This is a genomic window from Nostoc sp. C057, from assembly GCF_013393925.1.
Lineage (GTDB): Bacteria > Cyanobacteriota > Cyanobacteriia > Cyanobacteriales > Nostocaceae > Nostoc > Nostoc muscorum_A.
The window spans coordinates 1,960,306-1,979,855 of sequence record NZ_CP040281.1; the positions used below are offsets into that span (position 1 = coordinate 1,960,306).

19 protein-coding genes and 1 pseudogene are annotated in these 19,550 nt (G+C 41.0%); 12 read left to right on the top strand and 8 right to left on the bottom strand.

Translation table 11 applies throughout. From position 1 onward, the window contains the following. Nucleotides 1–40 precede the first annotated feature (40 nt). Entirely contained in the window at nucleotides 41–2,155 is a 2,115-nt protein-coding gene (locus FD724_RS08920; protein WP_179072358.1) for an NACHT domain-containing NTPase, read from the bottom strand. Nucleotides 2,156–2,220: 65 nt separating this feature from the next. Between FD724_RS08920 and FD724_RS08925 the strand changes: the two genes are divergently transcribed. Continuing rightward, complete coding sequence (locus FD724_RS08925) at nucleotides 2,221–2,985, top strand: thioesterase II family protein (protein ID WP_179072359.1); 765 nt, start codon at nucleotides 2,221–2,223, stop codon at nucleotides 2,983–2,985. A gap of 229 nt (nucleotides 2,986–3,214) precedes the next feature. Here the strand turns inward: FD724_RS08925 and FD724_RS08930 are convergent, their stop codons facing one another. Continuing rightward, nucleotides 3,215–3,616 carry a biopolymer transporter ExbD gene (locus FD724_RS08930; protein ID WP_179072360.1) on the bottom strand — a complete coding sequence of 134 codons (402 nt, stop codon included), beginning with the start codon at nucleotides 3,614–3,616 and terminating at the stop codon, nucleotides 3,215–3,217. Continuing rightward, nucleotides 3,600–4,253, bottom strand: coding sequence for a MotA/TolQ/ExbB proton channel family protein (locus tag FD724_RS08935; RefSeq protein ID WP_114083339.1), 654 nt, complete (start codon nucleotides 4,251–4,253; stop codon nucleotides 3,600–3,602). The genes FD724_RS08930 and FD724_RS08935 overlap by 17 nt, the downstream gene beginning before the upstream one ends. Nucleotides 4,254–4,595: 342 nt before the next feature. Here FD724_RS08935 and FD724_RS08940 point away from each other — a divergent pair, with 342 nt between their 5' ends. From FD724_RS08940 to FD724_RS08950, 4 genes are all read left to right on the top strand, one after another. Beyond that, nucleotides 4,596–6,074 carry an energy transducer TonB gene (locus FD724_RS08940; protein ID WP_179072361.1) on the top strand — a complete coding sequence of 493 codons (1,479 nt, stop codon included), beginning with the start codon at nucleotides 4,596–4,598 and terminating at the stop codon, nucleotides 6,072–6,074. Between the two features lie 270 nt (nucleotides 6,075–6,344). Beyond that, the gene (locus FD724_RS08945; protein WP_179072362.1) at nucleotides 6,345–6,842 is read left to right on the top strand and encodes an Hsp20/alpha crystallin family protein; all 498 of its coding nucleotides are present in this window, start codon (nucleotides 6,345–6,347) and stop codon (nucleotides 6,840–6,842) included. Nucleotides 6,843–7,901: 1,059 nt separating this feature from the next. Then, nucleotides 7,902–8,147, top strand: coding sequence for a hypothetical protein (locus FD724_RS40720; protein WP_114083336.1), 246 nt, complete (start codon nucleotides 7,902–7,904; stop codon nucleotides 8,145–8,147). A gap of 10 nt (nucleotides 8,148–8,157) precedes the next feature. Next, nucleotides 8,158–9,183: a hypothetical protein gene (locus FD724_RS08950; protein WP_179072363.1), complete on the top strand. Its 1,026-nt coding sequence runs from the start codon at nucleotides 8,158–8,160 to the stop codon at nucleotides 9,181–9,183. Here FD724_RS08950 and FD724_RS08955 read toward each other — a convergent pair. Beyond that, nucleotides 9,180–9,476: a hypothetical protein gene (locus tag FD724_RS08955; RefSeq protein WP_179072364.1), complete on the bottom strand. Its 297-nt coding sequence runs from the start codon at nucleotides 9,474–9,476 to the stop codon at nucleotides 9,180–9,182. The genes FD724_RS08950 and FD724_RS08955 overlap by 4 nt on opposite strands. Next, complete coding sequence (gene ilvA / locus FD724_RS08960; RefSeq protein ID WP_179072365.1) at nucleotides 9,436–10,947, bottom strand: threonine ammonia-lyase, biosynthetic; 1,512 nt, start codon at nucleotides 10,945–10,947, stop codon at nucleotides 9,436–9,438. Before ilvA ends, FD724_RS08955 begins: the two co-directional genes overlap by 41 nt. 398 nt (nucleotides 10,948–11,345) lie before the next feature. Here ilvA and FD724_RS08965 point away from each other — a divergent pair, with 398 nt between their 5' ends. The 3 genes from FD724_RS08965 to FD724_RS08975 all read left to right on the top strand — a co-directional run bounded on the left by FD724_RS08965 (nucleotide 11,346) and on the right by FD724_RS08975 (nucleotide 13,498). Further along, nucleotides 11,346–11,648 carry an RNA-binding protein gene (locus tag FD724_RS08965; protein ID WP_012407557.1) on the top strand — a complete coding sequence of 101 codons (303 nt, stop codon included), beginning with the start codon at nucleotides 11,346–11,348 and terminating at the stop codon, nucleotides 11,646–11,648. A 130-nt stretch (nucleotides 11,649–11,778) separates the two neighbouring features. Further along, the gene (locus FD724_RS08970; RefSeq protein ID WP_114083333.1) at nucleotides 11,779–12,282 is read left to right on the top strand and encodes a hypothetical protein; all 504 of its coding nucleotides are present in this window, start codon (nucleotides 11,779–11,781) and stop codon (nucleotides 12,280–12,282) included. Nucleotides 12,283–12,517: 235 nt separating this feature from the next. After that, nucleotides 12,518–13,498, top strand: coding sequence for an aldo/keto reductase (locus FD724_RS08975; RefSeq protein ID WP_179072366.1), 981 nt, complete (start codon nucleotides 12,518–12,520; stop codon nucleotides 13,496–13,498). A 600-nt stretch (nucleotides 13,499–14,098) separates the two neighbouring features. On the opposite strand, the gene FD724_RS08980 is transcribed toward FD724_RS08975, so the two are convergent. Next, nucleotides 14,099–14,923, bottom strand: coding sequence for an alpha/beta hydrolase (locus FD724_RS08980; protein ID WP_179072367.1), 825 nt, complete (start codon nucleotides 14,921–14,923; stop codon nucleotides 14,099–14,101). Nucleotides 14,924–15,072: 149 nt separating this feature from the next. Then, on the bottom strand, nucleotides 15,073–15,339 hold the full coding sequence (locus tag FD724_RS08985) for a Precorrin-3B methylase (protein WP_179072368.1): 267 nt from the start codon (nucleotides 15,337–15,339) through the stop codon (nucleotides 15,073–15,075). A 214-nt stretch (nucleotides 15,340–15,553) separates the two neighbouring features. Here FD724_RS08985 and FD724_RS08990 point away from each other — a divergent pair, with 214 nt between their 5' ends. The 4 genes and pseudogenes from FD724_RS08990 to FD724_RS09005 form a co-directional block, all read left to right on the top strand. Next, nucleotides 15,554–15,805: a hypothetical protein gene (locus FD724_RS08990; protein ID WP_256874495.1), complete on the top strand. Its 252-nt coding sequence runs from the start codon at nucleotides 15,554–15,556 to the stop codon at nucleotides 15,803–15,805. 65 nt (nucleotides 15,806–15,870) lie between these two features. Further along, nucleotides 15,871–16,401, top strand: a complete 531-nt coding sequence (locus FD724_RS08995; protein WP_179072369.1) for a hypothetical protein — start codon at nucleotides 15,871–15,873, stop codon at nucleotides 16,399–16,401. Next, nucleotides 16,334–17,062, top strand: a complete 729-nt coding sequence (locus tag FD724_RS09000; RefSeq protein ID WP_179071338.1) for a transposase — start codon at nucleotides 16,334–16,336, stop codon at nucleotides 17,060–17,062. Before FD724_RS08995 ends, FD724_RS09000 begins: the two co-directional genes overlap by 68 nt. Nucleotides 17,063–17,089: 27 nt before the next feature. Then, nucleotides 17,090–18,088 (top strand): annotated as a pseudogene (locus FD724_RS09005) (restriction endonuclease subunit R); the annotation flags it as partial. A gap of 270 nt (nucleotides 18,089–18,358) precedes the next feature. Here FD724_RS09005 and acsF read toward each other — a convergent pair. After that, a complete protein-coding gene (gene acsF / locus FD724_RS09010; RefSeq protein WP_174709100.1) occupies nucleotides 18,359–19,435 on the bottom strand; it encodes a magnesium-protoporphyrin IX monomethyl ester (oxidative) cyclase in 1,077 nt (358 codons plus the stop codon). Nucleotides 19,436–19,550: the final 115 nt, after the last annotated feature.

Below are 19,550 nucleotides of genomic sequence, written 5' to 3' on the forward strand. Positions count from 1 at the left end.
GAGCGTTTATCTGGCTATCTTTTCATTTTTCTATTGTTGCTTAACTACTTGGAACCAACAACATCCGCGCCTCAATTGCTTCCCAGGTTTGGGGTGACACCCGCACTGCTGCTTGTTTGCACTGGATGATGAGATGATTGGCGTAGAGATAATTTTCTAGTGCTTTCGCTTCTTCCTCAGATAAATCGATCATTTTTGTGGTGAGATTGAAAGCATTAAGTAAGGCTTGTTGGAGACATTCACCAAATGGCTGATGGACTTGTTTTAATTGTTTATCATCAGGAATTTTAGCTTTCAGTTCTTCCATCTGGTCAATCAGCACAGTAAGATTAATATTTTTGAATATTTTTAATTTTTCAAGTTCATTAATGTATTGGATAGCATAGGCGATCGCATCAGCATTGGTCTTGGCATTAGTGTAATTGATTGCGTAGGCCATGGCATAGGTCATGACGTAGAAGTTAGCGTTAGCGTAGCCGATAGCGTAGCCATCTGCAATAGTATAAGCATTGGCGATAGTTTTGCCGATAATTTTGCCTATAGTCATGGTAATGACGTTGGCGTTAGCGATCGCAACTGCACGTTTACCGACAGGTTTAAAATCCCCTGCTGATCCAACTGTTACCTGTTCAGCCCAGTTTAATAAAGCTTGTAACTTCGGTGTATTAATATATTTTTGTGCTTCTTTTTCCATCAACAATAGCAAATCATCTGCACCACCACGCATTAACCCGGCTACTAACAAAAACACCTCTTTCCAGCGTTTATCTATTAGGTGTTCAGTAACTAATTTCTCAACTTGGCGATGGTCATCAATATATTGTGCTGTTAAATATTCCTGTAGCGTTAGATGAGAGAACGAAAAGACATCCTCGGCTCGTTCTACTAAAATTCCTTGTTGAACAGCGATCGCATTCAGCACTGATTCCCCATCTAAATGCTGAGGTGCATTCAAATTACTTGCTAAAAATGTTTTAATTTGCTGAACAATATCACGCCCAGAAAAGAATAGCCTGTCAGACTCAAAACCTGTATAAGCAATCTCTGATAGTAATAACTCTTCTAATTCTGTATGCAATCCTTGATAAATCTCATCTCTGAGAATTCGCTTTTCTGATGCCCACTCTTCTAGCAATATCCGCAGTGCCTTCCGGTAAAGAACACTACGATTATTTGGAAAACTTTGGGAACGGTCATAAACTAAACACAGAAATGTCAACAATAAAGGTGTGTGTGCCAACTCTTTTGCAGCTTCATGTTCTAGTTTTTGCAGTAACTCCCAGCATTTCTCGCCTGTCTTCTCCTGCTTATCTACATCTGAATGAAACCAGTTATAAATAAATTGCTGAATTTGGGTATCATCAAAGTCTGCCATTGATACATCGCTAAAGCGACGAAAAGCGCTGCGATAAGCTGCCGTTCGACAGGAGGCAATGAAACGATTTTGATCATATTTGTCAACAAAATTTTGAATTTGGCTAATTGCCTCAGTCAAGTTTTTTGTTGGTACTTCATCCAAACCATCCAGCAAAATTAGTAACTTACCTTCTTCTAAAGCTTTGGCTGCAAATTCATCAGGTGATGGAAAGCCGCAAATACGAAACTCTTCAGCAATGAACGTTTCAATATTAATATTGCTAGATGCAAACCTTTTCAATTCAATAAAAACTGGAATGCAAGCGTGTTTAAACCCTCCTTTTTTACCTTTGAGCGCTTCTAGTCCCATCTTCCGCACAAATGTAGACTTTCCAGCACCAGGCCCACCAAGTACCATCAGATATTGCTTATCGTTAGCAACTTTTATTCCTTTTTGTTTGCACTTATCTTGAGATTGAAACCTTCTGACTTTAGCTTGACGATAGAAATTTTCTAAATTCTCAATAGATTCAAAACTCTGAATAGTATCATCATCTAAAAACTGCACTGCTGTATAGAGCGATTCCAGCTTGACAGGTTCACGCATTCCTAATACTTTGAGAATGCCATGCCGTTCTTCATAGTTCTTTTCATATTGCTTTGATGCAGCAAAAATTAACTTTTTGGTTTTTTCATCCAGAGTTTTGCCCAATACTCCTAAAGCTTGGCCACCGCTTTGAAAAACCATCGCGGCGACACCGCTAACGGCTGATATCGCCCAAGGTTCCATTCCTGTCATAAGATTATCAGTTAATATACTTAAAAATTAAAGCAGAGTTGTGTTATCCAACTCTAAGCTCTATTATGACAACTACACCAAGCTTCAATTCCTGGGTTATCTGCCCCCAACCAAATCCGCAAGCAAACTTGCGTTTATTCTGTTTCCCCTATGCTGGTGGTAGTGCGGCAATTTTTCGCACTTGGCCTAATAATCTACCGAGTAATGTCGAAGTCTGTGCTGTGGAATATCCGGGACGGGGAAGACAGATTAAGTCTGCACCCTTAACGCGATTAGAACCTCTTGTGGAAGCGATCGCTCCAGTTCTGTTACCATACTTAGACAAACCATTCGCTTTCTTCGGTCATAGTATGGGCGGATTAGTTAGCTTTGAGTTAACCCGTCTACTTCGCTCTCAGTATAATCTTACTCCCTTTCACCTCTTCATCTCTGCTCGTCGCGCTCCGCAATTGCCACCCATAAAACCACCCCTGCATATCCTATCAGACCATGATTTGCAAAACGAGCTACGCAGTCTTAATGGTACACCCAAAGCGGTGTTAGAAAGCGAGGAACTAATGCAGATATTTCTCCCGATTTTGCGGGCAGATTTTGCAGTTTTAGAAACTTATATTTACACTCCAAAACAGGCACTAGAGTGTCCTATTACTGCTTTTGGTGGTTTGCAAGACCAAGATGTTAGTCATGAAGCTTTGCAAGCATGGCGAGAACAGACCATCGCTGCTTTCTCATTACATGAGTTGAACGGCGACCACTTTTTCATCCATTCACACCAAGAATTATTACTTAAACTTATATATCAAGAATTGCAGATGCGTAACGGTAGCTGATAAGCTAACGCGCCTACATATTGCAATATTTTCCGTGTAGACCGTCATTAGTCATTAGTCATTTGTGTTTACCAAGGACAAAAGACAATTGACAAAGGACAACTTCACCAGTTGATGTGCAATCTTATTTGCGTAACAGCTTATTAGTTATTAGACAAAAAGGAGTTAGGAGTCAGAAAATCGAATTTTCCTGACTCTCTGAACTTGTGATGTACAATATTTCTACTTTTTACTTTTGGGTAGCGATCGCTAACTTTGCTCCTTCAACTTTACGAACCCGATCCATCACCGCTACTACTCGACCATAATCAACTTTCTCATCAGCATTAATAATCACCAACACATCTCGATTAGAACCAACTAAAGCGCGTATTTGCTCTGTCACATCATCAACTGCAATTGGTTTCCGGTTCAGACTTATCTGTTCTTTGTCATCTACCGTAATGGTAATTTTAGTGGGAACTTGCTGTTGTTTCGCTGTGCTAGCCTTCGGTAAATTTACTGGTAAACCTTCTGAGCGGGTTAAAAACAGAGTTGACATGATAAAAAATGTCAAAATTGCAAAAATCACATCAATCATCGGCACGATGTTGATCTGTAATGGAAGTTCTGGCTCATCTGGTAGACGCATACGTTTTTTCTCCTCGTTCATAACGACGGCGGTAGAGTAATTCTAACTGTCCCCCATACTCCTGAATTAGTGCAATTTGCCTTTGGTACAATCCCCGGAAGGTATTAGCAAACAAGAGTGTAAAAATAGCAACGATCAATCCTGATGCGGTTGATACTAAAGCTTCACTAATCCCAGATGTAACGCCAGTTGTTTTAGTACCTCCCACATCACCAAGGTTTAGGGAGGCAAAGGAGGCAATCAATCCTAACACAGTACCGAGAAGACCTAATAATGGTGCTAGCCCGATAATTGTCTCAAAAATGTTTTGGAAACGTTTGAGTACAGGTATCTCAGCCTGAGCTTCGCTTTCTAATGCCAAACGAAATTCCTCTGGATTTGGCTCTTCCAATTCTAAAGCCGCAAGAAAAATCCGTGCCAATGGTAAATCTGCGTTTTTCTGAAGTTTATCCATTGCACCGACAACATTATCAAGACGGTAGAGATTCAAAACCTCTCGCACCACGCGGTTTTGACGCTGATTAATCCGTACCCAAAACCTGATCCGCTCGATGATCAGTGCCACACCCAATACCGAAAACGCCAACAGGGGCCACATGACCACACCGCCTGCTGCAAACAAATTCTGAATTCCCATGTAGTGCCTCTATAACATCATCCACAATACAAAATCAGACTACCAGAATCTAGATCAAAGCTGAAACTTTTTCTCAATAAAATATAAAATATAATGATAACTTTTTCAAATATAGGCATCATGATTTTTATTTAATTGTTCGTTTGCTTTACATAAAAAAATTTAATTGGATTGAAACAAAAATTAATTTTGTTCAAATACCATGATATTGGAGGTTTTAAAAGATGTTTTTGCTAGTGAAGGGTTCCGTAAGGCGATCGCAATTAATTTTAATTTTTGACTTGATATTTGTAACCTTGCATTCTAAGATGGCTAAATTAGTGAGAATAGGTAGCAATAGCTATGAGTTTTTCTGGCATTACTGTCGAGCAACGTTCCAAAGAAGTTGAGGCTCTCAAGTCTTTTCTGACTTACAGTCTGATAGGTTCACTGGCGCTGCATATCGGCGTACTGTCATCAGGCATAGGTAATTATTTGACGAGAGTGCCTAAAGAAGAAGATGAAGCGATAGAGTTAGCGATCGTGGATTCTCCGGCCGCGGAACCAGAAAAACCACTTGAAAAAATTCCAGAAGAACCTAAAAAAGAACCTGAAGTTGTTCAAAAACAATCTATAGAAACTCCACAAGTACAAAAACCAGTACAAGAATTGATTGAAAGATCGACAATTCAGCCAGTTCAACAACAACCGCAACAAACTATTCAAAACCCACAGCCAGTTCAACAACAACCAAAACAAACTACTCAAAACCCACAGCCAGTAAATAGGGAAATTGCTCCCAAACCAGAAATCCCTGTGACAACTGTTGCTCCTCAGAGTGGTGGTGGAGGTGGCGGTTCGGGTATTGGTTTAGGCTCAGGTAGCGGTATTGCTGTAGGTACAAGCAGTGGTAGTGGCGCTGGTGGAGGAACTGGCACTGGCTCTGGTGGTGGCATTGGCAGTGGTACTGGTACTGGTGTTGGCTCAGGAATTGGCTCTGGCGCTGGTAGTGGTGTTGGCTCAGGTAATGGTAGTGGTATTGGCTCAGGTACTGGTAATCAAACAGGAAATCGTCCGCCAGTAGCAACAGCGCCAACACCACCAACACCTCCAAAAATTAACAGTTCAGGTAATGGTAATGGTCGTGCAGCCTGCCGCGAATGTAATGCCAAATATCCAGAAGCAGCAAGGCGGCGAGGAGTTGAAGGCAGAGTAGAAGTAGCTGTTGATACTGATGCACAAGGCAATGTTACCAATGTTCGGGTTGCTCGCTCCAGTGGAAACCGCGATTTGGATGAAGAAACTGTAAGACAGGCGCGTGACTGGAAATTAAAACCCGCAGAAGGTGGTAGACAAGGGGTATCAATAGCCACTGAATTTGCCATACAAGGTTCACGGCGATCGCGCCAAGTTCAAGAACGAAAAAGACAAAGAGAAGCAGAAGAGAGAACCCAACAGACAACGGCTGCTAACTCCACAGAAGAAGCTCCAAAACGTAGGCGCAGAGAGTTGACACCACCTTCATCTAATGAAGTTAGAACCACAAGACCAGCAATATCTGGATTTAGTAGACGATTGGAACCTCAAACAGGGGAAAGTACTCCTACCAACTCATCATCTGGAGCTAGCACAACTCGGACTCAAGGAAGTGCAAGAGAATCTCTACGCCGTATCCGTACTGAACGAGCGGGTAGCAATTCATCACAAAAGCCACAACCAACCGCAAATAGGCGGCGGCGAAGAGATAACGCTAACCAGAACAAGTTGCGGGACTCGTTGCGCCGTTTACGCCAACAACCTCAATCGCAACCTGCTGCACCGCCTGCTACAAGTCAGGAGTAGAGATGTAAAAGTGTTACGTCTCTAGAAGGATGTAGAATTTCCTGATTTTTTGTGAGCATTTCAACAGGTACGGTTATTGCGATCGCACATTGCTATAAAACCGAACCTGCTCAACTTGAAGGTTGATTTAGTCTAATAACTAGGAAGCTTGAGATTTGGCTTCATGCAATTTAAGATTGCTTAACAACCCATTTTATCAGCTGTTCGTAAGCTAAGAAGCTTGAAATTGAGCCTCCTAAGACTAAATAGTTCATCTTAGAGGTGATAGTTATGGCACTGATGCGTTGGAACCCATTCCGGGATAGTGAACGTTTAGAACCATTTCGGGATACTGAATCTTGGGAACCATTCCGAGAAATCGACACCTTGCAGAGGCAAATGAATCGTTTATTTGACAGATTGATGCCAACTACTAATGGTGGTGAGAGGTCTGGATTTATATTTAGTCCTGCTGCTGAACTAGAAGAAACTGATGATGCAATTCGCTTGAAACTAGAAGTACCTGGTTTAGAAGCAAAAGATATCAATGTAGAAGCAACTCCCGAATCAATTTCGATTACCGGTGAGCGTAAAACTGAAACCAAGAGTGAAGAAAACGGTATTACTCGGTCTGAGTTCCGTTATGGGAAATTTCAGAGGGTAATCCCGTTACCCTCCCAAATTCAAAATGACAAAGTGCAAGCTGAGTACAAAAATGGTATTCTCCAGTTAACTTTGCCGAAAGCGGAATCAGAAAAACACAAAGCCGTCAAAGTCAATCTTGGTTAATTCAATTCAACATTCGGGAGTCTTGGACTTTCTCTTATATTTTGATTAGCTGTGAGAACCGCCTTCTAAAAAATGGGAGGTGGTTCTTCTTTATACATAAATTGCTTTGCTACTCGTCACCCATCTACTATGGGGAAGAGGGCTTAAAAGTGGTCTACTTTATATAATTGGCAATTATACACACTGGTAATAACTTGATTTTTCCATCAATAAAAGTAGAAGCGAATAATCTTGCACTCCCCTATGCTCAATTTCCCTGATGAAGTCGATGAAAATCGTTTCTGCATCCAGATGAATCAAAATCAGGGACTGAAGGATACTCTGGTAAGATTTAATTCACAGTCTATTCAAGCACCTCGAAAAGGTCTTTAAGAAACTATTGTCGAAGTGTAATCTTATCCAGCGAAACTAGTAGTCTGCCAACCCAAAAATGCAGGGCAAACGCATCTAAAGTATAAGAATCCTTTAATAGCAAGGGTTTTGGCGTTTTTTAATTTAGCCTATTTTTTCATCAAGATCCTTGCCCAGCAAGGGTTTCAGAAATCCCGTGCGTTCGCCCTGCCCAAAAATGCGCTTGTGAGGTCTGGGTAAAGGGTAAGGGATTTAAAACCTTTCCCCCTTACCCCTTACCCTTTACCCCGCTTTCGTCACGAAAGCGAACTACTAGCTTATGCTTGCCTTTTCTTGGCAAGATTATTCCGATATGTACTTTTCAATTTACAAAACTGGCATGATTGAGAGAGATTGTGCTTTAGTTGAAGACTACCCATTTGTATCGAAAGTGCATCACGTCAGGCAACAGCAGCTAGTTATAGGCAGTGGGAATTGTATTCACAATCAAGCATCATAGAAATGGTGGTAGTTTTTGCTCATCATCAACTATATGCTGAGATGATAGTCAATGGCTAACTCTCAAGTTGCTCATCTGTACTTTATGTTCAATGTCAAATTCACTGATTTGAATAAAACTTCTACATAAACACACACTGATGCAGTTTGATTTGCTTGAATAGCTATATTGATAGGACATTGATCCGAAGGCAATTCACAATCCTGATTATGGCAAGTAAATTCATTGATGTTAGAGAATACACTGTCAGGGCGCACAAAAGACAGATTCATACTCGTGTTTTCCAGTTTGTCTGTAAAGAGTGTAACGATCTGACAAAACGCGAGACGTTCGGGCCTCGACCTTTATATTGTGAGAGATGTCGCCCTCCCCAAGCACCTAAGAAATCTCAGCCAACATCTCAGAAAGCAAAACCCAGACCAATGTCTTACAAAAGTGACATCGATTTAAATTGATTGAAGCCTTATGACTCAAAATGGACAATTAGAACCACCTCCGGGCACTTTTCTCTCTCCATTGTTGGAATTACGAGACTATTATGCTCGCCTCACGGAAGAGTATGAACGCCTTTTTGTGCAGGCGCGATCGCAACTCGATCATGTAGAAGCGTTGTTGTCTAACTGGTCTTTTTCTGATCCCAACAAGCAGATATCAAGACTGACGGCGGCTGATGAAACCTCAAATGTTTCCCAAGAAGGCTCTCTGCGGTTTTTATCGCCTCTTGATGACATGGACGAAATCAACTTGGTGGAGTCTCTACAGTCAGAACCCACAGACTCGGATAAGGTTGAGATCGATAATTCCTTTTCTGCTGCTGTTGATACAAAAGAGAGAAAACTTCCAACTACATCGCCAGATGCAAAGATAGCCTCAGAGAACAACGATAGTTCAACGAGGGTGGCAGAAATCCCTATGCTACCCCAGTACAATCACGCTATCTCCCGAATGGAAGCCATTAAACAGCTATTGCAAGAGCAGATAGGCACTGTCTGTCATATCGATTTTATCGTGCGATCGCTTTATGGAGAGTTAGATTCCAATTTATTCAAAGTAGTTAAAGGTAGGGTTCAATCTTCCCTCACCCAAGGTAGAGAAAGGAATTACTGGGTAACTATTCCCGATGAGCCAGGTTGTTATACTCTGGATTTAAATTTGGTAGCCCCAAGTAAACGCAATGGTGCTTCTAGAAACAAAAATAAGAAGCCTTTTGTACCCCCGCCAAAAGCAGTACCGATGCTCAAAACCTTTGAGGGTCAATTCTTAATTGATGCTCTCACCTCTCTGTTTGAAGAAAATCCAGGTAAAGTTTTCAGCGTTGCTGAAGTCATCGCCGGAATTTATGGAGAACTAGATTCTCAGCAAATTAGAGAGATTAAAAATAAGGTGTTGAATGAATTATCTAGAGGCTATCGGACAGGCAGATTCTCTAGGGTTCCTAACGAAATCGGCTTCTATACTTGGGACTCCAATCTGATATCGAAGGCTCGTTAAATTGGCATAGGGATTAGGTGACAGGTAACAGGTGACAGGTGATAGGGAATAATCTGTAACCCTGTACCTGGATTTCTCACAAGTGAGAAATCAAGGAGTGTGGGAGGTGTGGGAGGTGTGGGAGGTGTGGGAGGATGGGGAAGAAATCTGACCCCGCACACTCCCCACACTCCTCTGCCTACAGTATCGTGAGAAATCCGGGTGTACCCTGTAACCTGTACCCTATTCCCTTCTTCACTCCCCAATCCCCTGCTATCCCAAAAACAGCTTGTATGCCGGATTCTTGTTTTCATCCCAATAGCGATAGCCCAGGTTATCTAGAAAAGCTTGCCACTCCTCCATCTCGTGGGGAGGAACCTGGATACCAACGACGATTCGACCGTAGTCTGCGCCGTTGTTGCGGTAGTGAAAAAGACTAATATTCCAGTCGGGACTCATGGAAGTCACAAACTTCATCAATGCACCGGGACGTTCGGGAAACTCAAAACGGTAAAGTAATTCATTATGAGCTAGGGGAGAGTGCCCACCCACCATGTGCCGCAGATGTAATTTAGTTAGTTCATCGTCTGTTAAATCAAGAGTTTCAAATCCTTGAGCTTCAAAGGTTTCTACCATCTTTGCAGCATCAGCACGGTTTTGAATTTGCACACCTACAAAAATATGGGCTGTTTTTTCATCAGCAATGCGATAATTAAACTCTGTAAGATTACGGTTGCCAATAGATTCACAAAACTGGCGAATACTTCCCCGTTCTTCAGGAATTGTGACTGCAAAGATTGCTTCCCGACGTTCGCCTAACTGGGCCCGTTCTGCCACAAAGCGGAGACGATCAAAATTCATGTTTGCACCACAGGCTACGGCAATTAGAGTTTGTCCCTCAATTTGTTCTCGTTCTGCGTAGGCTTTGGCAGCTGCGATCGCTAATGCACCGGCTGGCTCTAAAATTGATCGCGTATCCTCAAATACGTCTTTAATCGCAGCACAAGTATCATCAGTATCCACCAGAATGATTTCATCTACATACTGCTGACATAAACGGAAGGTTTCTTCACCTACTTCTCGCACCGCCACACCATCAGCAAATAACCCTACTTGGGACAAACGCACCCGATGTCCGGCTTTGAGCGATTGAGACATCGCATCAGCGTCTACTGGTTCAACGCCAATAATCTTGATTTCGGGACGCAATCTTTTCACATAAGCCCCAATCCCCGAAATCAATCCGCCACCTCCAATTGCGACAAAAATTGCATGGATGGGTTGCTGATATTGTCGTAAAATTTCCATCCCAATGGTTCCCTGTCCAGCAATTACATGAGGGTCGTCAAAGGGATGAATAAAGGTCAAACCTTTTTCCACTTCTAATTCACGGGCATAGCTATAAGCATCGTCGTAGGTGTTTCCATGTAACACGACAGCTCCGCCCCTCATTCTCACTGCGTCCACCTTGACTTGAGGTGTGGTTATTGGCATGACGATAATTGCTTTGGTTCCCAAGCGATTGGCTGCAAGGGCAACTCCTTGAGCATGGTTGCCCGCAGACGCTGCAATTACACCCTGTGCCAAGATATCTGGTGGTAGTTGCACCATTTTGTTATAAGCACCCCGAAGTTTAAAGGAAAATACTGACTGCATATCCTCACGTTTCAACAGGAGTTGATTATTCAACCGCGCAGACAAATTTGGTGCATACTCCAGTGGTGTTTCCTGGGCAACATCATATACACGGGCAGTCAGGATTTGGATAAGGTAGTCGCAATACATGGGTGTCAAGGTGTTAGCAAATGCCGGATGAAAACTAATTTTACGTTACAAGCGATCGCACTGGTTTTATTTAATTCCATCTTTTGTAATTTTGATGGGATAAAATTTCAATATTACTAATCCTTTGGGAAGAGAAATAAGTATCAGTAATTGATTTTTTTTAATGGCTTAAAATTTAGTGCGATCGCTGGTAGGTTCATTTTAAAAGAGTTTCGCCAACCGTCCAGATATTTAGCTCAACAAATAAGTATAATGTTGCTTATGAACATAAGTTTTCAATTTATGATAAAGTATCGATAGAAGATTAAATTCGGCTGTGTAGTTTGTTTTTATAGATACTTGTATTACAGACCTCTCCGCATCTAAATCTCTGCACCCTCTGATTCTGGAGATATTGTATGTCAATTTACGTTGGTAATCTATCTTATGAGGTTAAAGAAGAGGACCTCCGCCACGTTTTTGCAGAATACGGAACGGTAAAAAATGTTCAATTGCCTATCGACCGAGAAACAGGTCGGATGAGAGGTTTCGGCTTTGTAGAAATGGAATCAGACGCACAAGAAACAGCAGCAATTGAAGCCCTTGATAATGCTGAGTGGATGGGTAGGAGCTTAAAAGTGAATAAAGCTAAACCCAAGACTGATGGAGGTTCTTCTGGCGGTAGAAGGGGTGGTGATGGTGGTTCCTCTCGCCGCTATTAAGGTCTAAAGCTAAGAATTTAGCTCTAAAGTCTTGAGGGCAGACAAGGCCGTCTGCCTTTTTTTGTGCTTCTGTTGATTTTTGTTAGCCTAGTTTTCCGTAGGTATCGTTTTTGTAACAGGTGTAGCAGCCATGAACCCAGAAGCTAAACATATTGTTAGCGAACTAAGGCATAAGTTCTACTCTAACTTCGCTGCTTCTATGAATATGCCGGTGATCGTAACTGGTACATCTTATAGTAGTAATTCCCCGATCGCATCTTGGATGGATCGTAGGGAAAGACTGAACTATGTAAATGTATACGCTTATACCGCACCTGATGAATTTGTCCCATTCCGTCCGTTCATTCTTCGACTGGCTATAAACAAGAGTGCTGGGAGAGTGGCGACGTTCAGAAAAGGACAAGTCTGCCGAGGTCTTAATTTGATGTGGGACTTTGAATTAACTGTGCTACCAAAAGAAATCTTAGACTTTCTTCCCTGGATAGTTAATTTAGTGGAGGCTCATGACAAAGGTTCGTCCTTATTGCTACAATCACCACCTCATTCATTTGAATTAGAAGTGCCAGAGGTTGGGTTTTTTAATAATGCTTGGACTCAGAAAGCTAGGCTTCTTGCAAATTCGACAATATCTTAATACTTAGTGATTAAGTTGCTAGTTAAAAGCAACTAAAAATATATATTATCTAATACAAAAGTAGCGAACCTACTTTGGTGAATGTCCAAAATATTTGTCAACTTTTAAAACAAAATAGACAAGGTTGCACGACTGCTAGAAGATTCTCGTCATTTATCAGCTAATCCTGCTACTTGTGCGTTAATACCTGCAATATATGCCTGATAATTAATAAGGCAATCTACAGAGAGCAAACATGCAGACTCTCCAAAAACTCTCCCTTCCAAGCATGGGCTGCGGGACTTGGGCCTGGGGCAACCAACTACTTTGGGGATATGACGAAAGTATGGATGACCAGTTGCAAGCGGTGTTTAACCTTTGCGTAAACAACGGTGTGACTTTATTTGATACGGGTGATTCTTACGGAACTGGGAGATTGAATGGTCGAAGTGAGTTACTTCTGGGACGATTCAACCGAGAATATATAGGTTCAAACAAAGAAAATATTTGTATTGCGACTAAGCTTGCTGCTTACCCGTGGAGATGGACACGTCAATCAATGGTAAAGGCTTGCAAGTCATCTGCCCAACGCCTAGGAAAAAACGTAGATTTAGTACAGATGCACTGGTCAACAGCAAATTACGCCCCTTGGCAAGAGGTAGGGCTGTTAGATGGTCTTGCGGATTTATATGAGCAAGGACTGGTTAAGGGAGTAGGACTGTCCAATTATGGGCCTAAACAGCTTAAGCAAGTGCAGAAAAAGTTTGCTGAACGAGGTGTTCCTATTACTACTCTGCAAGTTCAATACTCTTTGTTGTCTACATATCCTGTCACCCAATTAGGTCTTAAAGACCTTTGTGATGAGTTGGGAATTAAACTGATTGCCTACAGCCCTCTAGCTTTGGGACTGCTGACAGGAAAATACTCTGAGCAAGGCCCTTTGCCTAAAGGTATTCGAGGTCTGCTGTTTAGGCAGATATTACCAGGAATGCGCTCGCTTTTGGGATGTTTGCAAGAGGTGTCACAATCCAGAAACAAAACCATGTCACAGGTAGCAATTAATTGGTGCATCTGTAAAGAAACCATTCCCATCCCTGGAGCAAAGAGCGTAGAACAGGCAAGAGAGAATATTGGTGCTTTAGGTTGGCAATTAAACGTCAGCGAGATTGCAGAGTTAGATAAGGCGGCGGCGAATGTAGGCAAGAAAATGGTACAAAATATCTTTCAAACTAAGTGAAATTTCAACGTTAATTGATTTAATTTTGCAAAAACCTGGTTTAAGTTTGAAAATAAAAATACTTGAATTTTATATAAATCCAGACATAAATTCCTTAATTATGTCTAATGAATTAGTAACATTAATTACTATTTTAATAGTATAATACATTATCTTTTAAAAGTTATATTATCAAGAATAGATACATATAGCAGTTCAGTTAAGCCGTGGGTTTTGAGACGCGATAAATCGCCGTCTCTACAAGTGTTTTGGTTTTATCTGAACTGTATTGCTCTATAATTAAAATCCCGTAGAATATATTTTCAGATAACATTTTTTAAAGACTTAAATCAATGAGTTATGTCCTAAAGTTTGCTCTGAAGAACTTGAATTTTAAAGTGTACTAGGAAAGAATGAATATTGAGTCTAACATCTTGTAGACACTCTTGGTGACAACTTAACCTTATCCAATGTCCACAGTCCGCGAAAGCGGACTTTTTTATGCAAGCTAAAGTTGTAATCGATTATTTAAGTAAATAAGCAATGAGTAGTAAGGGTTTCAAATTTTATGATGACGAGAGTGATTAAGGAGGGTTAAAGGAGAATAGAATGAGAGGATAATTACTGATTTGTTTTTACAAGAGTAGTAAACTCTTGCAAAGCTTTCTGATACTTTTTTTCACCTACCCAGAATAAATCATTATGATTGGCCTCTTCAACCCACAAATAAAGCTTTGGCGATATTGCAGCATTAAACAACTTTTCTCCATGAGCAAAAGGAATGACATCATCTGCTTTGCCATGAATCACTAGTATCGGACATTTTAGTTTTTTGATATTGTCCAGATTGGGAAATTTGTCAAAAGGTAAAATCTTAAAAGGTACTATTACTTGAAAAGCTGAAATAAACGAACTTTCAAGAATTAAACCAGCTATCGGTTTTCGCATTGCTAGGTTTACCGCAGAACCACCGCCAACTGAACGCCCCAAAACTATAATTCTTTCAGGTGGTGTTTTTAAATTTTCGGTCAAATAATTGTAAGCGCTATTAATATCTTCGTATGCGTGGCTTTCTGTTGCCTTTCCTTGACTCGTACCATAACCACGATAATCATAAGCAAAGACACTAAAACCCCATGCGTGTAATTTTTCTAGTATCTGTTTAATATCTCCTAAATCTTCAGAATTACCATGAACATAAAGAATAGTGTAATTAGCTTGATTGTTTAATAAGTATGTAGCTGAGATATTTGTATTTTCTCCACTTTTTAACTTAATAATTTCTGGATTATCCTGATAACTAGAAGGACGAGATAGAAAAATCATACTATCTGCCCGAAAATATACATATACAGCAAAAAATATATAAATAAACATGAAAGATTTAAGCAGTCTTTGCCAAGTTAAATCACCAATTAGCAATTTTATAATTTGCTGTTTTTCCATTAGTTTTTATTTTTATTTCCCTTCAGCCTAACCATCAATGATTTGTTTATAGAACTTACGCAAAACTACACGCTGTAGAGGCAATACTCTTCGATTTCTCCAACAGAGTACCCGCAGAGTATTGCCCCTATTTAAAAACCCAGTGAAAACTATTTTGATTTTCGTGCCGATTTGGGCGGTGTTCGGTGTGCGCCAAAGTACTTCTCACTGCGATAGCGCAACCACACCCGCAACACTTGCGGAATCTGCTCTTTTTGTTCTTTATTCAGTGTATTGTAAAGGGCTAATGCGCGATCGCGTTCACCCCGACAAGCAGCGTTATTGTGAGCATCCCAATAGCTGCGGGCTACCCGAATCCGCCGACACACTTCTTTAATCAGTTCTTCTCCTGTGAGTGGAGCGTCCTGCTTTGCCATACTCAGATGCGATAAATTTCTAATGCCATTGCACTTGTGTACAGGTTATGAGTGTTACAGGCTGGTACTTATTTGGGAATACTCTGAATTAGGAGTGATAAGGAAGGCGATCGCGCTAACACTTTTAATTCAAATGTACTATATCACCTTATAACCACTCCTATCTTACAAAAAAGACGTATCAATACTCACTAATCTACCAGGACTAACTAAGATGGGATTTACTGAAGATATTGTCAAGCTGTCTGAACAAGTGCGTAAGCGATTTGACCAAGTTGTTGGCGAAGAAGCTACTAAGATGGCGTTGATTGTTCCTTTTTTAAGCGCTCTTGGCTACGATGTCTATGATCCTAGCGAAGTCATGCCGGAATACGTAGCAGACTTTGCTACTAGAAGAGCAGGACAGTTTGAAAAAGTAGATTACGCCTTAGGGGCTTGCAAGAAAATAAAATACCAGTCATTCTAGAAGAATAGGAGGCGCGGATCTGCCCGCGTTTGCTCTGAATTTCTAGAATTGGAATCACAGGGTTCATGCTTACCGACACCATAAAATCTACCTTCAAAGATGCAGCCAAGAAACTAACTGGCAGCTGTAAAAGAGACTTCATGGCAAAAGTTACTGAAGATTACTTCGATAGTTCAGCACGCATTGCAGAAACAGTTTTAGGATGGAATCGCTCCTGTGTACAACTTGGCTTGCATGAACGGCGGACAGGGATAGTCTGTGTGGATAACTATCATGCAAGGGGACGACATAATAGTGTTGAGATTCTGCCCAATTTAGAAGCAGATATTTGTTCTTTGGTAGATGCTCAAGCCCAAGCTCCAAAATTTCAATCGACCTTTCTATATGCTCGTATCAGTGCCAGAGCGGTACGAGAAGCATTAATCAGTGAAATAGGTTATGACCACAGTCAATTGCCGTCTCGTCAAACTCTGGGGAAGATTCTTAATAGCTTGGGGTATCGCCTAAAAAAACACAAAAACAAAGCCCTTGAAAAAGATTCCGCAAACAGATGCCATTTTCGACAATGTGTTTCAGGAAAATCAGGCATCGGATGAGAATCCCAAATCGTTGCGAGTCTCTATCGATACTAAAGCCAAGGTGAAGATTGGCAATCTTTCCAGAGGTGGTAAAGCTCGGACACTGGAAGCAAAAGCTGCGGATGACCACGATACACAGTGGGAGGCAGTCTTAGTTCCTTTTGGCATTCTCAACACACACAGTGAAAAGCTTACGATTTACTTAGGTCAGTCGGCTGAAACCAGTGATTTTATTGTCGATTGTTTAACTGCTTGGTGGTATGAGAATCAACACGATTACCAAGATTATGATGAATGGGTGATTGACCTTGATGGTGGTGCAGCAACTCGCAGTAACCGCACACAGTTTATCAAACGTATGGTTGAACTGTCTCAAGCAATTAATTTAAGAATCCGACTGATTTACTATCCTCCGTACCATAGCAAGTACAATCCCATAGAGAGGTGTTGGGCAGCCCTAGAGAACTATTGGAATGGCGCAATTCTGGATTCGATTGAAGTTGCCATCAAGTGGGCTTCCAATATGACTTGGAAAGGGATTGCACCCATTGTTCACCGTGTTGAAGCAACCTATGAAAAAGGAATCAAGGTTCTCTCACAAGAGTTAGAACACTACCAAACCTTCTGGCAACCTTCCGAAACTCTACCTAAATGGGATATCACAATTTTCCCCGTTTAATTGGTATCTTATTTTCTTGCAAATCCCTTAGCTATTAACGGTACTAAAGTTATGCTCGTAGAGGCAAAAGCCCGTGGTCAAAAAGCTGAGGCACATGATGGGCAACTGAGCAAATATTTTAATGCACTTCTGACAACAAAAGTAGCTATTGTAACTAATGGGATTGAGTACCGTTTCTTTACAGACTTGCGTGATAAAAATGTCATGGACAAGGAGCCATTTTTTACTTTTAACATCCTTGAATATGATTCCAAAGATATTGATAACCTCAAATTTTTTCATCGTGATAATTTTGAGGTTGCAGCTATTACCAACCATGCTGAAGAAATGGTTTATGTAAAAGGCATGACTCAGCTTCTAGGAAATCTTTTACGTTCTCCTTCTGAAGAATTTGTTCGCTTTTTAGTGGCTGAACTCGGTACTGTTGCTCCTAGTTATGAAATTCAAGGTCGAATTACTGGTAAAGTTATTGATAAATTCAGACCAATTGTTAAAAAGTCAATTCAGGGAAGTTTAGTAGAGTTAATGACTCGCTCACTTAGCCAAGAAATAACTCCGCCTGTTGAAATTGAAGTAGAACAAGAGATTGAAGAAGAGGAAAAACAACAAGAATATCAAGAATCGAAAATAGTAACAACGGCTGAAGAAATCGAAGCTTTTGAAAAAATTAAAGCAATTACGAAAACTTTAATGAGTTACAATTTTGAACTCCAATATAAGGATACAGCTTCATACTTTGGTATCAATCTTGGCAAAAGTACTTGGTGGTTTCTGAGACTATATCTGTCTTCGCAGAAAAAAAGTTTTATTACTCGACTAAGTGTAGATGAAGTAAAGTCGCTAGCTTTAAACTTTGAAGTGCAGGAAGTATCAGCTTCTCTGGGGGATGCCGCATCAAAAGTAATTATTTCCTCCATTAGTGATTTCGATAAGCTGACACCATTGATTCTCAGATGTTACGAAACAGAAGCAGCCAAACATCAAACATTCACCCCGAATGTAATCAGAATGGAAAAATCAGCTTAACTCAAGGTATCTAATACAAAACTACACCTACCCAACTATCTTTATGCTGTCTTCTATTTTGAGTGTGGAATATTTGTAGACAAAGGCAGATTGGGAATAACAGCATACTCAAAAGACAAAATTATTAAACTAATTTTTTCATCAAATCCAATTTTTGCCTGCTAATAAATTAGCGATCGCAGCACTAATCGGCTAACCTATAATATTTAAGACAAAAAAGTGGCTCTGCAATCAGCAGAACCACTAAAGCTTTCGCAAATCTGTTATAAATTAACGAACTGCCCCTTGAGCAGAAACAGTATCAATCGGTTTCATCAGGTACAGCCGTAATAACTGCCAGCCATTGGAGATGTAAAGTGGCAGTTTTTGGAAGAATTGCAGGAATTTGGGAGTGCTGGAATTAGCGATCGCACCCAGCTTCTCGTTATTGCTGATACAAGTATCCAGTCGCTGATAAAACTCAGGATTCTCTACATCCAGCATTAGTGGGAATACCCGACCGGCGTTTTCATTAGTCTTCTGAATTACATGAATGTCGTATTCTCGTGCATCCAATCCCAGGGTTGCATAAAAGTCCTTGCGTTGGATGTCATTGAGATACATTGTCGCAAATACCGACAACAGGAAGAACCGACTCCACAGCCGTGCTTTCCAATCATTCAACATTTGCGGCTGAGATTTCATAACCGCATCAAAGAAATCGCCGTGACGGTTTTCATCCTGACACCAGTTCTCAAAGAACCGGAAGATTGGATAAACCCGGTCTTCGGGATGTGCTTCTAAATGGCGATAAATGGTGATGTAGCGCCAATAACCGATTTTCTCAGAAAGATAAGTAGCGTAGAAGATGAATTTCGGTTTAAAGAAGGTATAACTGCGACTCTTAGTCAAAAACCCTAAATCTAGGGACAGATTAAAGTCCGACAAAGCTTTATTCAAAAAGCCAGCGTGACGTGCTTCATCCCGTGACATCAGGTTAAAACACTCTGCCAAGACAGGGTTTTTTCCTTTCAAGCGACGGCCAAGTTCTTTATATAGCAAAAAGCCAGAAAACTCTGCCGTACAAGAACGTTCTAGAAACTCAACGAACAACTTGCGAGTTTCCCCGTCAATATGATCCCAGGATTGGTCAAACTCCGCATCCCGAACAAAGTGATGGCGGTTGTAGTCAGTGCGGAACTCTTCGAGAATGGCTTGTAACTCGTCTTCATTGACGGAGATATCCATCCGCGCCATTTCATCAAAATCGGTAGTATAAAACCGAGGTGTTAACAGGGTTTCTTTTGCCGGGACTTTAATCCCTGGCCGGATTTCTTCAAAGCCTGGTTTTTTGAGGGAATCTACCATGTCTTGATTGCTCTTTCGTCTTTATTATCTTAAGTAGACCCTTCGGGTTCGGCAGTTCCTCATGGGGGAAACCCCCAAGACCGGACTACCTCACCAGAAAGCCAAGGTTAATGTT

Excerpts from the sequence above, each read along its gene's own strand:
- FD724_RS08920 (WP_179072358.1), bottom strand. The coding sequence starts at position 2,155 with ATGACAGGAATGGAACCTTGGGCGATATCAGCCGTTAGCGGTGTCGCC.
- FD724_RS08925 (WP_179072359.1), top strand. The coding sequence starts at position 2,221 with ATGACAACTACACCAAGCTTCAATTCCTGGGTTATCTGCCCCCAACCA.
- FD724_RS08930 (WP_179072360.1), bottom strand. The coding sequence starts at position 3,616 with ATGCGTCTACCAGATGAGCCAGAACTTCCATTACAGATCAACATCGTG.
- FD724_RS08935 (WP_114083339.1), bottom strand. The coding sequence starts at position 4,253 with ATGGGAATTCAGAATTTGTTTGCAGCAGGCGGTGTGGTCATGTGGCCC.
- FD724_RS08940 (WP_179072361.1), top strand. The coding sequence starts at position 4,596 with ATGAGTTTTTCTGGCATTACTGTCGAGCAACGTTCCAAAGAAGTTGAG.
- FD724_RS08945 (WP_179072362.1), top strand. The coding sequence starts at position 6,345 with ATGGCACTGATGCGTTGGAACCCATTCCGGGATAGTGAACGTTTAGAA.
- FD724_RS40720 (WP_114083336.1), top strand. The coding sequence starts at position 7,902 with ATGGCAAGTAAATTCATTGATGTTAGAGAATACACTGTCAGGGCGCAC.
- FD724_RS08950 (WP_179072363.1), top strand. The coding sequence starts at position 8,158 with ATGACTCAAAATGGACAATTAGAACCACCTCCGGGCACTTTTCTCTCT.
- FD724_RS08955 (WP_179072364.1), bottom strand. The coding sequence starts at position 9,476 with ATGAAAACAAGAATCCGGCATACAAGCTGTTTTTGGGATAGCAGGGGA.
- ilvA (WP_179072365.1), bottom strand. The coding sequence starts at position 10,947 with ATGTATTGCGACTACCTTATCCAAATCCTGACTGCCCGTGTATATGAT.
- FD724_RS08965 (WP_012407557.1), top strand. The coding sequence starts at position 11,346 with ATGTCAATTTACGTTGGTAATCTATCTTATGAGGTTAAAGAAGAGGAC.
- FD724_RS08970 (WP_114083333.1), top strand. The coding sequence starts at position 11,779 with ATGAACCCAGAAGCTAAACATATTGTTAGCGAACTAAGGCATAAGTTC.
- FD724_RS08975 (WP_179072366.1), top strand. The coding sequence starts at position 12,518 with ATGCAGACTCTCCAAAAACTCTCCCTTCCAAGCATGGGCTGCGGGACT.
- FD724_RS08980 (WP_179072367.1), bottom strand. The coding sequence starts at position 14,923 with ATGGAAAAACAGCAAATTATAAAATTGCTAATTGGTGATTTAACTTGG.
- FD724_RS08985 (WP_179072368.1), bottom strand. The coding sequence starts at position 15,339 with ATGGCAAAGCAGGACGCTCCACTCACAGGAGAAGAACTGATTAAAGAA.
- FD724_RS08990 (WP_256874495.1), top strand. The coding sequence starts at position 15,554 with ATGGGATTTACTGAAGATATTGTCAAGCTGTCTGAACAAGTGCGTAAG.
- FD724_RS08995 (WP_179072369.1), top strand. The coding sequence starts at position 15,871 with ATGCTTACCGACACCATAAAATCTACCTTCAAAGATGCAGCCAAGAAA.
- acsF (WP_174709100.1), bottom strand. The coding sequence starts at position 19,435 with ATGGTAGATTCCCTCAAAAAACCAGGCTTTGAAGAAATCCGGCCAGGG.